This window comes from Winogradskyella schleiferi (assembly GCF_013394655.1).
Lineage (GTDB): Bacteria > Bacteroidota > Bacteroidia > Flavobacteriales > Flavobacteriaceae > Winogradskyella > Winogradskyella schleiferi.
In genome coordinates, this window is record NZ_CP053351.1 from 802,635 (window position 1) to 817,658 (window position 15,024).

15 protein-coding genes are annotated in these 15,024 nt (G+C 33.9%); 10 read left to right on the forward strand and 5 right to left on the reverse strand.

Annotation, left to right across the window (positions count from 1 at the left end):
- The first annotated feature begins 47 nt into the window (after positions 1 to 47).
- From rpsD to HM990_RS03565, 6 genes are all read left to right on the forward strand, one after another.
- Complete coding sequence (rpsD, locus tag HM990_RS03540) at positions 48 to 653, forward strand: 30S ribosomal protein S4 (RefSeq protein WP_178987616.1); 606 nt, start codon at positions 48 to 50, stop codon at positions 651 to 653.
- 94 nt (positions 654 to 747) lie between these two features.
- Entirely contained in the window at positions 748 to 1,740 is a 993-nt protein-coding gene (locus HM990_RS03545) for a DNA-directed RNA polymerase subunit alpha (protein WP_178987617.1), read from the forward strand.
- A 154-nt stretch (positions 1,741 to 1,894) separates the two neighbouring features.
- Positions 1,895 to 2,371 carry a 50S ribosomal protein L17 gene (gene rplQ / locus HM990_RS03550; RefSeq protein WP_178987618.1) on the forward strand — a complete coding sequence of 159 codons (477 nt, stop codon included), beginning with the start codon at positions 1,895 to 1,897 and terminating at the stop codon, positions 2,369 to 2,371.
- Positions 2,372 to 2,560: 189 nt separating this feature from the next.
- Positions 2,561 to 3,664: a glutamine-hydrolyzing carbamoyl-phosphate synthase small subunit gene (gene carA, locus HM990_RS03555; protein ID WP_178987619.1), complete on the forward strand. Its 1,104-nt coding sequence runs from the start codon at positions 2,561 to 2,563 to the stop codon at positions 3,662 to 3,664.
- A 335-nt stretch (positions 3,665 to 3,999) separates the two neighbouring features.
- Positions 4,000 to 5,292 carry a phosphopyruvate hydratase gene (gene eno, locus HM990_RS03560; RefSeq protein ID WP_178987620.1) on the forward strand — a complete coding sequence of 431 codons (1,293 nt, stop codon included), beginning with the start codon at positions 4,000 to 4,002 and terminating at the stop codon, positions 5,290 to 5,292.
- 143 nt (positions 5,293 to 5,435) lie between these two features.
- Positions 5,436 to 7,748: a DUF7619 domain-containing protein gene (locus tag HM990_RS03565; protein WP_178987621.1), complete on the forward strand. Its 2,313-nt coding sequence runs from the start codon at positions 5,436 to 5,438 to the stop codon at positions 7,746 to 7,748.
- Between the two features lie 127 nt (positions 7,749 to 7,875).
- On the opposite strand, the gene HM990_RS03570 is transcribed toward HM990_RS03565, so the two are convergent.
- Entirely contained in the window at positions 7,876 to 8,634 is a 759-nt protein-coding gene (locus tag HM990_RS03570; RefSeq protein ID WP_178987622.1) for a DUF481 domain-containing protein, read from the reverse strand.
- Positions 8,635 to 8,807: 173 nt separating this feature from the next.
- Here HM990_RS03570 and HM990_RS03575 point away from each other — a divergent pair, with 173 nt between their 5' ends.
- The 4 genes from HM990_RS03575 to HM990_RS03590 all read left to right on the forward strand — a co-directional run bounded on the left by HM990_RS03575 (position 8,808) and on the right by HM990_RS03590 (position 12,427).
- Positions 8,808 to 10,094 carry a citrate synthase gene (locus HM990_RS03575; RefSeq protein WP_178987623.1) on the forward strand — a complete coding sequence of 429 codons (1,287 nt, stop codon included), beginning with the start codon at positions 8,808 to 8,810 and terminating at the stop codon, positions 10,092 to 10,094.
- A 63-nt stretch (positions 10,095 to 10,157) separates the two neighbouring features.
- Complete coding sequence (locus HM990_RS03580; protein WP_178987624.1) at positions 10,158 to 11,069, forward strand: dimethylarginine dimethylaminohydrolase family protein; 912 nt, start codon at positions 10,158 to 10,160, stop codon at positions 11,067 to 11,069.
- A 114-nt stretch (positions 11,070 to 11,183) separates the two neighbouring features.
- Entirely contained in the window at positions 11,184 to 11,582 is a 399-nt protein-coding gene (locus HM990_RS03585) for a transposase (protein ID WP_178987625.1), read from the forward strand.
- A gap of 8 nt (positions 11,583 to 11,590) precedes the next feature.
- Complete coding sequence (locus HM990_RS03590) at positions 11,591 to 12,427, forward strand: IS3 family transposase (RefSeq protein WP_178987626.1); 837 nt, start codon at positions 11,591 to 11,593, stop codon at positions 12,425 to 12,427.
- 183 nt (positions 12,428 to 12,610) lie between these two features.
- On the opposite strand, the gene HM990_RS03595 is transcribed toward HM990_RS03590, so the two are convergent.
- Genes HM990_RS03595 through HM990_RS03610 form a run of 4 tightly spaced genes read right to left on the reverse strand, consistent with a single transcriptional unit; the run spans position 12,611 to position 14,950 of the window.
- Positions 12,611 to 12,877 carry an acyl-CoA-binding protein gene (locus HM990_RS03595; RefSeq protein ID WP_178987627.1) on the reverse strand — a complete coding sequence of 89 codons (267 nt, stop codon included), beginning with the start codon at positions 12,875 to 12,877 and terminating at the stop codon, positions 12,611 to 12,613.
- A complete protein-coding gene (locus HM990_RS03600) occupies positions 12,878 to 13,531 on the reverse strand; it encodes a phosphatidylserine decarboxylase family protein (protein ID WP_178987628.1) in 654 nt (217 codons plus the stop codon).
- Positions 13,521 to 14,342 carry a phosphatidate cytidylyltransferase gene (locus HM990_RS03605; RefSeq protein ID WP_178987629.1) on the reverse strand — a complete coding sequence of 274 codons (822 nt, stop codon included), beginning with the start codon at positions 14,340 to 14,342 and terminating at the stop codon, positions 13,521 to 13,523. Before HM990_RS03605 ends, HM990_RS03600 begins: the two co-directional genes overlap by 11 nt.
- Entirely contained in the window at positions 14,342 to 14,950 is a 609-nt protein-coding gene (locus tag HM990_RS03610; protein ID WP_178987630.1) for an LUD domain-containing protein, read from the reverse strand. The genes HM990_RS03605 and HM990_RS03610 overlap by 1 nt, the downstream gene beginning before the upstream one ends.
- Between the last annotated feature and the right edge of the window lie 74 nt (positions 14,951 to 15,024).

A 15,024-nucleotide genomic window follows, 5' to 3' on the forward strand; every position in this document is an offset into this window, starting at 1 on the left:
TAAGATTAAGACCTTAATTCTATAATCACTCTCAAAACAAATTTAAAATGGCAAGATATACTGGTCCTAAAACTAAAATCGCCCGTAAATTCGGACAAGCGATCTTCGGAGACGATAAAGCCTTCGAAAAAAGAAACTATCCTCCAGGACAGCACGGAAATAACCGTCGTCGTGGTAAAAAATCTGAATATGCTATCCAATTAATGGAGAAGCAAAAAGCAAAATATACGTATGGTATATTAGAAAAGCAATTCAGAAACATGTTCAAAAAAGCAACGGCTTCTAAAGGAATTACAGGTGAAGTATTACTTCAATTATGTGAATCTCGTTTAGACAATGTGGTTTACAGAATGGGTATTTCCCCTTCAAGAAGCGGCGCAAGACAATTAGTATCTCATAGACACATAACAGTAAATGGCGAAAAGGTAAACATTCCTTCTTACCAATTAAAGGCTGGTGATGTTGTTGGCGTTAGAGAAAAATCTAAATCTTTAGAAGCGATTCAAAATTCATTAGCTAATTCTAGCAATGTTTATGAATGGATTACTTGGAATACAGGATCGATGGAAGGAACATATGTTGCTATTCCAGAGAGAATTCAAATTCCAGAACAAATCAACGAGCAATTCATCGTTGAACTTTACTCTAAATAATAAATAATCATATTGGTATTTGGCCAAAGGATTTATTAGTGCTCTTCAAACTTATAAATCGCGCAACTGAATAACAATTAAAACGAAGACAAAAATGGCAATATTAAATTTTCAGAAACCAGATAAAGTAATCATGATTGATTCTACTGATTTCGAAGGTAAATTCGAATTCAGACCTTTAGAACCAGGATACGGATTAACAGTTGGAAATGCTTTGCGAAGAGTATTATTATCTTCTTTAGAAGGTTTTGCAATAACTTCAGTTAGAATAGAAGGTGTAGATCACGAGTTTTCTACAATTTCTGGTGTAGTTGAAGATGTTACTGAAATGATTTTGAACTTAAAGCAAGTTAACTTTAAGCGTCAAATTGATGAAATCGATAACGAAACGGTTACAATTTCTATCTCTGGACAAAATCAAATTACAGCTGGTGATTTTCAGAAGTTTATTTCTGGTTTCCAAGTATTAAATACAGATTTAGTAATCTGTAACTTAGATCCTAAAGTAAACATCAATATGGAATTGACTATTGAAAAAGGAAGAGGTTATGTTCCTGCAGAAGAAAACAAAAAAGCATCTGCACCAATTGGAACAATCTTTACAGATTCAATTTTCACACCTATTCAGAATGTAAAGTATAGTATTGAAAACTTTCGTGTAGAGCAAAAAACGGATTACGAAAAATTAGTTTTCGAAATTTTAACAGACGGATCAATCAATCCGAAAGATGCTTTAACTGAAGCTGCTAAAATATTGATTCACCATTTCATGTTATTCTCAGATGAGCGTATCACTCTTGAAGCTGATGAAATTGCACAAACTGAAACTTATGATGAAGAATCACTTCACATGAGACAACTATTGAAAACTAAATTAGTTGATATGGACCTTTCCGTACGTGCGCTTAATTGTTTAAAAGCTGCAGAAGTTGATACTTTAGGTGATTTAGTATCATTCAACAAAAATGATTTAATGAAATTCAGAAACTTCGGTAAGAAGTCTTTAACTGAGCTAGAAGAACTAGTAAATGTAAAAGGGTTAAACTTCGGAATGGATTTAAGTAAATATAAATTAGATAAAGACTAAGGATTTTTGATATACGATTTACAATTGACGATTCTCAGAATCACTGATCGTAAATCTAAAATCGTAAATCTAAAATTAAATTAATAATCATATTTTGCTCTCTCATTGTTAATTAAAAAAAGAGATTTGGTAGCAAGATGATAAATAGAAAGTCATGAGACACGGAAAAAAATTCAACCATTTAGGAAGACAAACAGCACACAGAAAAGCAATGTTAGCTAATATGGCTTGTTCATTAATTGAGCACAAACGTATTAACACTACAGTGGCTAAGGCAAAAGCTTTAAAGCAGTTTGTTGAACCAATGATTACTAAATCTAAAGCAGATACGACACATAACAGACGTATTGTAATGGCTAAACTTAGACAAAAGGATGCTGTTGCGGAACTGTTCAGAGATGTTGCGCCAAAGATTGGTGATCGTCCAGGTGGATATACACGTATTATCAAATTAGGAAACCGATTAGGTGATAACGCAGATATGGCAATGATAGAGTTAGTAGATTACAACGAACTTTACTCGGCGGCTAAACCAGAGAAGAAAACACGTAGAAGTAGAAGAGGAGGAAGCAAAGCAAAGGCTGCTGCACCTGCTACTACCGAAACTAAAGCTTCAAACGAAGAAGAATAATCGAATGTTAATAACGATTAATAAATATAGAGGATAGACTTTTTAAGTTTATCCTTTTTTTTTTGAATTTTGTAGAACTTAAAGATAAATTTTACTTGGTTGTATTGTCCCCTTGAGGGGACTTTAGGGGTGTTTTTAAATCGTATTTAAAATTATTCTTCCAACTAATGTGACTCAACAACAAAACCAATGAAATACAAACAAAGAAAAAAAGCCTTAATCTTACTTGCAGACGGCACCATTTTTCATGGTAAGTCTATTGGAAAAGAAGGTTCGGCATTTGGCGAAGTCTGTTTTAACACAGGGACAACAGGCTATCAAGAGATATTTACAGACCCTTCATATTACGGTCAATTAATGGTAACTACCAATGCACATATTGGTAATTACGGCACAAAGGCAGACGAAGTGGAATCTGATGATATTAAAATTGCAGGTTTGATTTGCAAAAATTTCAGTTTTAATTATTCCAGACCAGCTGCAGATGCTTCTTTAGAAGAATTCTTCGAAAAACACAATACGTTGGCCATTGCCGATGTAGATACAAGGGCTTTAGTTAGCTACATTAGGGATCATGGCGTTATGAATGCTGTAATCACAACTGAGGTTGATAATATAGAGGAACTTAAAAAACAGTTAGCAGAACTCCCTTCAATGAAAGGATTAGAGCTAGCCTCTAAAGTCTCAACCAAAGATCCTTATTTTGTTGGTGATGAAAATGCAACCTATAAAATTGCGGCCTTAGACATTGGTATCAAAAAGAACATTTTAAGAAATTTAGCAAAGCGAGATGCTTACATAAAAGTATTTCCATACAATACAAAATTCGAAGAGTTAGAAGCTTTCAATCCAGATGGTTATTTCTTATCTAATGGACCTGGTGACCCAGAACCCTTATCAGACGCCATTACTTTAACGAAAACCATTCTTTCTAAAAACAAACCTTTATTCGGTATTTGTTTAGGCCATCAAGTGATAGCCTTGGCCAATGGGATTTCAACCTATAAGATGCACAATGGTCACAGAGGAATCAACCATCCTGTGAAGAATTTAATAACAGGAAAAGGCGAAATCACCTCTCAAAACCATGGATTTGCAATAAACAGAGAAGAAACAGAAGCAAATGGTAACGTTGAAATTACGCATGTACATTTAAATGACAATACAGTCGCAGGTTTAAAGATAAAGGACAAAAACTGTTTCTCGGTTCAGTATCATCCAGAGGCCAGTCCTGGTCCAAATGATTCATTGTACCTCTTTGATCAGTTTATAGAGAATATGAAAAACGCCTAATATCCTATAAGATTCAATACCAAAAACGCAATAAAACACCGCTTTTATTGCGTTTTTTTCGTTACGAAATGAGCATTCTCGATATTTCTAACATAGAGAACTTGTAATTCGCGAATTCAATCTGACCAAACTAAGACAATAAAATCTGCAGATTAAAAACATTATAGTAAATAGTATTCATAAATATGATTTTTGTTATGTTTTAAGCTATAGATTTTCGTAAATTTGGGTAACCTGAAATTGGGCAACCTGCAAGGCGTTGTACTGAATTAATTTCAGTATCTAAACCTGGTAGGTTTAATTAAAAATATTAAGATAACTAATACCAAAAAATAATGAGTTTTATAATTAACGTACACGCAAGACAAATTTTAGATTCCAGAGGAAACCCAACCGTAGAAGTCGATGTCACTACAGAAAATGGCATTATGGGAAGAGCTGCTGTGCCTTCTGGCGCATCTACGGGTGAGCACGAAGCAGTTGAGTTAAGAGATGGAGGTGATGCCTACATGGGAAAAGGAGTTTTAAAGGCCGTAGAAAATGTGAATGGGATTTTAGCTCAAGAATTAATAGGCGTATCAGTTTTTGCCCAAAATGCTATCGATAAAATGATGATCGATTTAGATGGTACGAAAAACAAATCGAAATTAGGAGCTAACGCTATTTTAGGTGTATCACTTGCGGTGGCAAAAGCGGCGGCTAACGAATTAGGCATGCCATTATACAGATATGTTGGAGGCGTTTCTGCAAACACCTTACCATTACCTATGATGAACATCATTAATGGTGGTTCTCATAGTGATGCGCCAATCGCATTTCAGGAATTTATGATTATGCCAGTAAAGGCTAAAAACTTTACACATGCCATGCAAATGGGTACCGAGATTTTCCATAACCTTAAAAAAGTATTACACGATAGAGATTTAAGTACAGCTGTAGGTGATGAAGGTGGATTTGCACCAAACTTACCTGGAGGTACTGAAGATGCACTAGATACTATAGCTAAAGCAGTAGACAATGCAGGGTATAAATTTGGGGAAGAGGTTAAAATTGCTTTAGATTGTGCAGCGGCAGAATTTTTTGTTGATGGTAAGTACGATTACAAGAAGTTTGAAGGCGATTCTGGTGTGATCAGAACAAGTAAAGAGCAAGCTGAATATTTAGCTGAATTAGCTGGTAAATATCCTATTATTTCTATTGAAGATGGTATGGATGAAAACGATTGGGAAGGTTTTAAATATTTAACTGAATTAATTGGAGATAAAGTGCAATTAGTTGGTGATGATTTATTTGTAACTAATGTAGAGCGTTTAGAAAGAGGTATAAATGAAGGTATTGCCAATTCCATATTAATTAAAGTGAACCAAATTGGTACATTAACAGAAACCATTGCAGCCGTAAATATGGCACACAATGCTGGTTATACTTCTGTAATGTCTCACCGATCTGGTGAAACAGAAGATAATACGATTGCAGATTTAGCGGTGGCTTTAAACTGTGGACAAATTAAAACAGGTTCTGCATCGCGTAGTGATCGTATGGCAAAATACAACCAGTTATTACGTATTGAAGAAGAATTAGGCGATGTGGCTTATTTTCCTGGAGAAAATGCTTTTAAGTTGAAGTAAAAGTTGAATAAATTTTTTGAATAAAATCCTGTTATTGTAAAATAGCAGGATTTTTCTGTATTTACACAATGATTATTTTCTTAAGTAGCTAGAAAAAACTAAATTTAGCGATACCAACAATTACAATTAAAAAGCATTTACATATGAAAAAAAAATTGCTACTACTACTGTTATTAGTTACAGCATTTACAAATGCTCAAATTGTAAATATACCTGATACTGCTTTTAAAGATAGGCTTTTACTTTCTTCAACAGTTCTTTCAATAGCAAAAGACTCAAATGAAAATAATTTTGCTATTGATGCCAATAATGATGGAGAGATACAAGTAAGTGAAGCCCTAGAAGTTTTTTATTTAAATGTAGGGAATTCTGGTAGTTCTGATTTAACAGGAATTCAAGCTTTTACAAATTTAGTGCAGTTATCTTGTTCAGGAAATAATTTAACCATCTTAGACATTACTCAGAACACTAACCTTAAATATTTAAGTTGTGGCAGTAATGATTTAACAACCTTAGATATCACTCAGAACGTAAACTTAGAAGTTTTTAATTGTAATTATAATGATTTAACTAGTTTAAATATCACCCAAAACACAAATCTTCAATGGTTTCACTGTACTAACAATCAATTATCAAATTTGGATGTTACCCAAAATACAAATCTTGAATGGTTATACTGTAATGATAATCAATTAACAAGTTTAGACCTTACTCAAAATTCAAGTCTTTGGGAGTTACGTTGTCATAACAATCAATTAACTAGTTTGGATGTTACCCAAAACACGCATCTTGAAGAGTTATACTGTAATGATAACCAATTAACAAGCTTAAACCTTACTCAAAATACAAGTCTTTGGAGTTTACGTTGTCATAACAATCAATTAACAACTTTGGATCTTATAGAAAATACAAGTCTTTGGAGTTTGCATTGTCATAACAATCAATTAGAAACCTTATTCATTAAAAATGACAGTATCGAAAGTGAAAGTTATCTAAATTTTAGTAATAATCCTAACCTTACTTACATTTGTGCAGATGAAGATCAATTAACTAGTTTACAAGCACAAGCTGGTCCTAGCGTTGTTGTAAATTCATATTGCTCGTTTACTCCAGAAGGTAATTATAACACCATTTCTGGTGTCATAACTTTAGATGCTAATTCAAATGGCTGTGGTGCTAGCGATGTACTGCAACCAAATATTAGAGTAGATATCAATGATGGTACAAACCAAGGCACATCAGTAACTAATAGTTCAGGGAACTACAGTTTTTATACAGGTGCTGGTAGTTTCGATATTACACCAAACTTAGAAAGTTTAACTTGGTTTACTGTGTCTCCTACTATAGCAACTATACCTTTTGCTGATGCTGATAATAATAGCACAACGCAAGATTTCTGTATAACACCAAATGGAGTGCATCCAGATGTTAAAGTCGTAATTTCACCAATCGTTGCCGCACAACCAGGTTTTGATGCTGTTTATAACGTAAACTATAAAAACAAAGGCAATCAAACACTTTCTGGAGCTGTAGATATTACTTTTAATGATTCCGTTTTAGATTATGTTTCAGCGTCTATAAGTCCAGACATACAAACTACTGGAAATTTATCTTGGATTTATACGGATTTATTGCCTTTTGAAAGCAGAAGTATTGCGCTGACTTTAAATGTAAATTCACCAATGGAAACACCGGCTGTTAATATTGATGATGTATTAAATTTTATAGTAACTGTAAATCCTGTTGCCGACGATGAATTGCCAGAGGATAACATTTTTGAATTGAACCAAACCGTCGTTGGTTCTTTCGACCCAAACGACATCACATGTTTAGAAGGTGACACAGTTAATCCAGATAAAATCGGCGAATACCTACACTACAACATCAATTTTGAAAATACAGGTACAGCAGCAGCCACTTTTGTGGTTGTAAAAGATGTGATCGATGAGACTTTATATGATATGGGTTCTCTACAGATTATGTATGCATCGCATGAAATGCAGACCAGAATAACAAACAATACTATAGAATTCATTTTCGATAATATCAATCTAGGACCAGATGAAAAAGGAAATGTACTCTTCAAAATAAAAACAAACAACACATTAACTGTTGGAGATTCCGTGGAAAATGATGCCGAAATATTCTTCGATTATAACTTCCCAATAGAAACCAATATAGCAACGACCAATTTTCAAGTATTGTCAATTGATGAATTTGGAATCGATGATAGTATTTCAATTTTCCCTAATCCTTCTAAAGACATCGTAACTCTTTCATCTCAACATAATTTGAAATCCATTCAGGTTTATGATGCTATGTCTCGTTTGGTATTTGAATCTGCTTTGGACGATGCAAATTATACGCTAAATGTTTCGAATTTTTCAAAAGGTATTTTCTTTATAAAATTGAAGACAGCAATTGGAGAAAAGGTGGAGCGTTTTGTAAAGAACTAGATTTAATAGATAAAATTTAATCACAGATAAACAGAACATAATTTTAAAATGAAACAATCTTATGTTTAGTTAGTTACAAAGGAGTCTAATTTCTAGATTCTAAAAGCAAAGCGGTCTAATATCTTTTTCAATCAAACGTATACACAATGCCATTAGTCAATTCATACTGTGTTTTAGGAATGCCTATAATTGGGCTCGCATCAAAGTTATAGGTAAAAGTGGTTTTAAAGAGTAAGTTGTATAAAACTTTAATACCTAAAGAGGTTTCATTAGAAATTCTAAAATCAGAGAATTGTTTTAACAGCGGCTGGTAATATGTGGTGCTCACTAAGGATATATGTTCCAAAGGATAAAGACTACAAGAAAAATAAGCGCTTCCTCTAACATCCTGTAATATTTCAGTATCGCTATCGGAAGATTCTTCATGTTCATACATTAAAAGTGTGCCCAAATAAAGCCGATAATCCTGGCTTTTAGAGAGTTTAAAACGTGGGCCAATACCTAATAAGCCTCTGAATTTTATATCAGAAATAGCATCGTATTGACTTTGGGCAAAAATTTCAAGTTTTAAACGCTCTATGATTTTTCTATTATATCTTAAATGCTGAATGCCCTTGTTTACAAAAGAATTATCTTCAATTTGTTCCAGTTTTAAATCGTTAATAAAGAGGTACAGGTTTTTCTCCGTATTATATTGAAGTCTTATTTTGTTGGTAATCTTAAATATAGATTGTGTGTTTTTTATAAGACTGATATCCAAATTTGCCGCACCAGACCATTTTGAAGTATCCGAGATCCGTCTCAAGGATTCCACATTCACAATTTGTGCATCAATACCATTAAAACTGGTAATCAAGAAAATGACTAACAATATAAATGACTTCATAATTTTAAAAATAAGTGCAAAAATAACATGATTTTTTAGCTTTCATGCCAAAAAGCAGAAACAATAAAATGAAAGTCTTTGTAAATGTTAAAACCGTCGTAAATCTACTTTCGAAATCGTTTGAGTTTTTGTAAATTTACGATTCTTACTAATTTATAAATACAACAATAAGCATGTCAGATAAAGCTACATTAGAAATTAATGGTAAAACCTATGATTTTCCTATAATTACAGGGACAGAAAACGAAGTCGCCATAGATGTAAAAAGTTTAAGAAGTTCAACAGGAGGAGTGATTACCTTAGATCCAGGTTATAAAAATACAGGCAGTTGTGAAAGTGCAATTACATTTCTAGATGGCGAAAAAGGCATCTTAAGATATAGAGGTTATGCTATTGAGGAATTGGCAGAAAAAGCCAGTTTTTTAGAAGTGGCTTATTTATTGATTTTTGGGGAATTACCAACGCAAGACCAATTAGATAAATTTGACAAGGATATTAAAGATCATTCCGTTGTAGATGATGATATTAAAAAGATTTTAGATGCTTTTCCAAAATCTGCGCATCCAATGGGAGTTTTGTCTTCTTTAACGAGCGCACTTACGGCATTTTATCCATCGTCTGTAGATGTCAGCTCAGAAGAGGAGATGTATAAAGCTATTGTAAGAATAATGGCAAAGTTTCCAGTTTTGGTAGCTTGGACGATGCGTAAAAAGAATGGGTTGCCGTTAGATTATGGTAGCAATAAATTAGGTTATGTAGAGAATTTATTAAAGATGATGTTTAAAAGCCCAAGTGGTGATTACGAACAAAATCCTATTTTAGTAAATGCATTGGATAAACTTCTAATTCTTCATGCTGATCATGAACAAAACTGTTCTACGTCAACCGTAAGAATTGCAGGTTCATCGCATGCAGGCCTATTTGTATCTCTGGCTTCAGGAATCTCTGCACTTTGGGGACCACTTCACGGCGGAGCTAACCAAGCCGTTTTAGAAATGCTGGAAGCCATTAAAGCTGATGGTGGAGACACTAAAAAATATATGGCAAAGGCCAAGGATAAAAATGATCCATTCCGTTTAATGGGCTTTGGGCATCGCGTTTACAAAAATTTTGATCCAAGAGCGAAGATTATAAAAGTAGCTGCAGACGAAGTATTGGCAGATTTAGGTGTAGAAGATCCAATTTTGGATATTGCTAAAGGATTAGCCAAAGAAGCTTTGGAAGATCCGTATTTTGTTGAAAGAAAATTATATCCAAATGTAGATTTCTATTCAGGTATTATTTATCGCGCTATGGGAATTCCGGTAGAAATGTTTACAGTGATGTTTGCTATGGGACGTTTACCAGGCTGGATATCACAATGGAGGGAAATGCGCATGCGTAAAGAACCTATTGGACGACCAAGACAACTCTATATTGGCGAAACACTAAGACCGTTTAAAGCCATTGATAAAAGATAATTGAATTTTAAATGTCGATAAAAGCTTCATACCTTATATGGAGCTTTTTTTATTATCATTTTTATGAAGTTAAATATACAAAACGAAACCTCTAGATTAAAAGCCGTCATTCTGGGAACAGCAGAAAGTGTTGGCGCTATTCCATCCATTGCAGACGCCTATGACCCTAAATCCATTCAGCATATCAAAGCTGGCACCTATCCCAAGGAATCTGATATGGTTAAGGAAATGGAGGCTGTAGCAGCAGTATTTAAAAAGTTTGACGTGACCGTTTATAGACCGAAAGTTATAAAGGATTATAACCAAATATTTTCTCGGGACATCGCCTTTGTTATCGAAGATAAATTGATCAAAGCAAATATCTTACCAGATCGTGAACGTGAGTATGAAGCTATTCAGCATGTGCTGGATAAAATAGGAGAGGAGAATATTATTGTGTTGCCAGAGGAATGCCATGTAGAAGGTGGTGATGTAATGCCATGGAACGATTATATTTTTATTGGCACCTATTCTGGCGAGGATTATTCAGATTATATTACTGCTCGTACTAATATGGATGCGGTTATAGCCATTCAAGAATTATTTCCAAATAAAACCGTGAAAGCATTCGAATTGAAAAAGTCAAATACAGACCCAAAGGAAAATGCATTGCATTTGGATTGTTGTTTTCAGCCGGTTGGAAAAGATAAGGCTATACTTCATAAGAACGGCTTTTTAGTTGAAAAGGAATATGAATGGTTATTGAATTTCTTTGGAAAAGACAATGTCTTCGAAATTACCAAGGAAGAAATGTACCATATGAATAGTAATGTATTTTCAATTTCTGAAGATGTCGTTATTTCCGAAACAAACTTCAAAAGGTTAAATACGTGGCTACGAGAAAAAGGGATTACAGTCGAAGAAGTCCCATATGCCGAAATTGCGAAGCAAGAAGGGTTGCTGCGTTGTTCAACGATGCCTTTGATTCGGGAATAGTTTTATAGTTTAGATTCAAGATTCAAGATTCAAGATTCAAGATTCAAGATTCAAGATTCAAGATTCATGTATGTCCCTAGTATAGGTTGACCACTTTAAACAAAGTGTAAACTTATGAAAGCAAACATTAAACTATTAAAAAAGAAACGAATTTATTCTGAAGAATTTAAACGACAAATCGTAAAAGATTTTGAATCTGGTCAATTTAGCGTGCCTCAATTGGAAAAATTACACAACATAAGCAATACATCAATTTACAGTTGGATCCATAAATTTTCTACCTTTAACGAAAAAGGTTCAAGAGTTGTAGAGATGAAAAACAGTAGTGCCCAAAAGATGAAAGAACAACAAGCCCGAATAAAAGAGCTTGAAGCCATAGTTGGGCGTAAACAGATAAAGATAGATTATTTGGAGAAGCTAATTGATATTGCAGAAGACGATTTAAGTATAGATATCAAAAAAAATTCCAACACTCCGCAATCAACTGGTTCAGAACACATAAAGAAACACTAAGTTTTAGTATGAACCAGCTTTATAAAACCATAGGCATCAGTAAACAAGCCGTTAACCAGTATGCAAAGCGGCAAGCGGTTTTCGATAGTCGAGTGTCTCAATTAATATTAGAGGCAGATGATCTTCGGGAGGATCATCCTGGTTGTGGAGTAGAAAAGATGTACAATATATTAGATCCGGATTTTATAGGTCGAGACCGTTTTATAGAAACCATGATGGGTCTTGGTTACAGAATTAAAAAGAAAAGGAATTATAAACGCACAACAATAGCAGGTAAAAAGTTTTATCCCAACCTAATAAAAGGTCTAAGGGTAAACGCACCAAACGTGGTATGGCAATCGGACATAACCTATCTGCCGCTCAACGGAAAACACTATTACGCTGTGTTTATAATAGATGTTTATACAAAAAAGATTGTTGGGTTTATCGTATCTGATAACATGAGAGCGCAAGCGAATGTAGAAGCACTTAAAATGGCAATCAAGGAAAATAATGCACCCGAGATCCATAACTCGGACAGGGGAAGCCAATACACTTACAGTAAATACATAGACTTACTGGTAAGCAATGGCACTAAGATAAGTATGTCTTTAAGTGGACTGGACAATGCATATGCAGAACGAATCAATAGAACTATAAAAGAAGAATATTTAGATTATTGGAAACCAGAAACCTTCTTTCAATTAAAAAAATGTGTAGCAAAAGCAGTTAAGAATTATAATGAAAAAAGAACACATAAAAGTTTACCAAAAATGAGCCCAGACAATTTTGAGAAATATTGGTCAACCTTAAAACCAAAAAATAGACCCATAATGACTATTTTTAACAATGAAGTAAATAACTAAAAAACGGTCAACTCTATTCAGGGAAGTACATCAAGATTCAGAAGTGAAGTCGTAAGACAAAAAAATAGGTCCGTTTAAAGTATTGAGCTTTGGTTTTTGATTAAATAAGAAGAAACCCATAGGTTATCAGTTTGTCACAATCAAGTCTAATATCTAACAGCGAAGCGGTCTATAGTCTGAATTTTACTTCCGATACAAAAAATAATTGTTCACCAAATCAATATATTCTTGTTTGGCTTGGTCTTCGGTAATATCCTTTACTTGGAAAAGGGCATTGGTTTTAAACGCATTAATTATGGGTTTGCGACTACTAGGTCTGTCATAATTATTGGTTGCCTTTTTAAAATAAGCATAGAGGCGTAATAAAAAATCAGCAGGAAAAGGTTCAGTATGGTCGTTTACACGATCTACTGCTGTATTAAATTCTATATCTAATTCCTCGGAAGTCATTTACTTCATTTCTGCAATAACACTTTCGCCACCTCTAACTTTTTGGTTAAGTGCTACTTTAATATCGGCATCTAAAGGTAAGAATAAATCCACGCGCGACCCAAATTTAATAAATCCGGAATCTGTGCCTTGCTCTACTTTGGTATCTACCACGGCATAGTTAACAATTCGTTTTGCCAACGCTCCTGCAATTTGGCGATGTAGAACTTTACCAAAACTCTCGTTTTCCACAACTACAGTGGTTCGTTCATTTTCAAGACTAGATTTTGGATGCCATGCTACCAAATATTTTCCGGGATGATACTTACTGTAACTCACCTTTCCGGAAATAGGATAACGGGTTACGTGTACATTTATAGGAGACATAAATACGGATACCTGAATGCGTTTATCTTTAAACACCTCAGTTTCCAAAACCTCTTCAATAACCACAACTTTCCCATCTACAGGTGATAAAGCTTGCTTCTCATTGGATTGTGTATTTCGTTTTGGATTTCTGAAAAATTGTAGAATTAATAAGAAAAACACTAAAATAGCCAACATTAGGCCTTTGCGAAGCCACTCATTAGTTATGAATGCATCGATTAAAAAAAATGAACCCACAACAATGACAAGGGTTATGAATATAATTTTATGACCTTCTTTATGAAACATGACCTGAAATTCTTAAAAATAAATAAACAAATGGTGCCGCAAATATAAGACTATCTAATCTATCTAGAAGTCCTCCATGTCCTGGCATTATAACGCCACTATCCTTCGCACCAGCTTGGCGTTTAAATTTAGATTCGATTAAATCGCCAAGCGTACCAAAAACACTAAGAATAATTGCAAGAATTAGCCAAGAATTAAAATTTAGTGTTTCTGTGTATTCAGCAATAAAATAACTTGATATACACGCAAAAAATAAACCGCCTAAAAAGCCTTCAACCGTTTTTTTAGGAGAGATGCTTGGAAACAATTTTTGTTTGCCAAAATTCTTGCCAACCAAATATGCAGCGCTATCGTTGACCCACATCAGTATTAAGCCTCCCAATAGCAACAAGGGTGTAAATGCACTGTGGAAGTTAGCAATAAGAAGTATAAACACAAAACCGCTAGTTAAATAAAAGGTAGAGACGATATAGCGTTTAGATTCAAATAGTGGAATTTTTTTTGAGGTAAATAAGTCCTTGATTAATATAAGATTGACAAATATAGTAATGACCATTAAAATTTGAATCGCCTTATCACCTTCTATGAGATTTGGATTCTGCAAACAGAAATACCAAAAGCCACCATAGACAAGAACAAAAATTAAGTATTGAATGTATGATTTTTGCTTTATAAGAATACTAAGTTCGGATAGGGAAATGAGACCAAACACTCCAATTAAGATAATTGACGCTAGTTGAAAAAAAAGTGAACCTATTAACAATGCCGCATAGATTGCACCGGAAAAGGCTCTTATCGCTAATTCTTTCATTATAAATCTTCTAGTAGCAGTAGGTACAAATTTTTTGAACTACTTCCGTAAGTTAGAAAGTCTTTGTCGTCAGCAGTCTTAAAATGCTTTATAGTAGTGATATTGGTTGGTATGGTCGCTTTACTTTTGGCTTTGATACCCTTGAGACCTTCACCAATGGTTTCAACAAACTGACTTGTTGTAGCGTAAATAATGAAATGGTCTGGTAATTCTATTAATTTTTTTTCTGCAATTTGATTTGAGGAAATCAATAACGAACCATCATCTGAGATTAAATATTCGCAAGTCGATAAAAAATAGGTGCTTTCTGAAAGTTTTTTGGTGGTATTTAGGTCAAACGCTTTAAATAAATCCGATAAGCGTTGATCGAATAAGAAGACTTTATCATCCTGCCAATTGTTTTCATCAAGGATGGCATTAAAACTTTCCTTTACTTCATCAAAGTTTTCACAGTACAAAAATTTGCCGCCATTGGCTTTAAAGTTTATGGTAAAACGTTCATCTACAGGTAGCTTAACTTCTGGCATGTATTTGCCACGCTCTTGATTAGGTATGTGTTCTTCAGTCTCATCAGACTTTTTTCCGAAGAATTTACGAAATAAGCTCATTCAATTATTGCTATTTATCTAGATATATGTGTGATTCCCAAATATAAAAAAACTTAAATTAACATTCGGTCAAT

Coding starts and splice junctions, on each gene's coding strand:
- rpsD (WP_178987616.1), top strand. CDS start 48: ATGGCAAGATATACTGGTCCTAAAACTAAAATCGCCCGTAAATTCGGA.
- HM990_RS03545 (WP_178987617.1), top strand. CDS start 748: ATGGCAATATTAAATTTTCAGAAACCAGATAAAGTAATCATGATTGAT.
- rplQ (WP_178987618.1), top strand. CDS start 1,895: ATGAGACACGGAAAAAAATTCAACCATTTAGGAAGACAAACAGCACAC.
- carA (WP_178987619.1), top strand. CDS start 2,561: ATGAAATACAAACAAAGAAAAAAAGCCTTAATCTTACTTGCAGACGGC.
- eno (WP_178987620.1), top strand. CDS start 4,000: ATGAGTTTTATAATTAACGTACACGCAAGACAAATTTTAGATTCCAGA.
- HM990_RS03565 (WP_178987621.1), top strand. CDS start 5,436: ATGAAAAAAAAATTGCTACTACTACTGTTATTAGTTACAGCATTTACA.
- HM990_RS03570 (WP_178987622.1), bottom strand. CDS start 8,634: ATGAAGTCATTTATATTGTTAGTCATTTTCTTGATTACCAGTTTTAAT.
- HM990_RS03575 (WP_178987623.1), top strand. CDS start 8,808: ATGTCAGATAAAGCTACATTAGAAATTAATGGTAAAACCTATGATTTT.
- HM990_RS03580 (WP_178987624.1), top strand. CDS start 10,158: ATGAAGTTAAATATACAAAACGAAACCTCTAGATTAAAAGCCGTCATT.
- HM990_RS03585 (WP_178987625.1), top strand. CDS start 11,184: ATGAAAGCAAACATTAAACTATTAAAAAAGAAACGAATTTATTCTGAA.
- HM990_RS03590 (WP_178987626.1), top strand. CDS start 11,591: ATGAACCAGCTTTATAAAACCATAGGCATCAGTAAACAAGCCGTTAAC.
- HM990_RS03595 (WP_178987627.1), bottom strand. CDS start 12,877: ATGACTTCCGAGGAATTAGATATAGAATTTAATACAGCAGTAGATCGT.
- HM990_RS03600 (WP_178987628.1), bottom strand. CDS start 13,531: ATGTTTCATAAAGAAGGTCATAAAATTATATTCATAACCCTTGTCATT.
- HM990_RS03605 (WP_178987629.1), bottom strand. CDS start 14,342: ATGAAAGAATTAGCGATAAGAGCCTTTTCCGGTGCAATCTATGCGGCA.
- HM990_RS03610 (WP_178987630.1), bottom strand. CDS start 14,950: ATGAGCTTATTTCGTAAATTCTTCGGAAAAAAGTCTGATGAGACTGAA.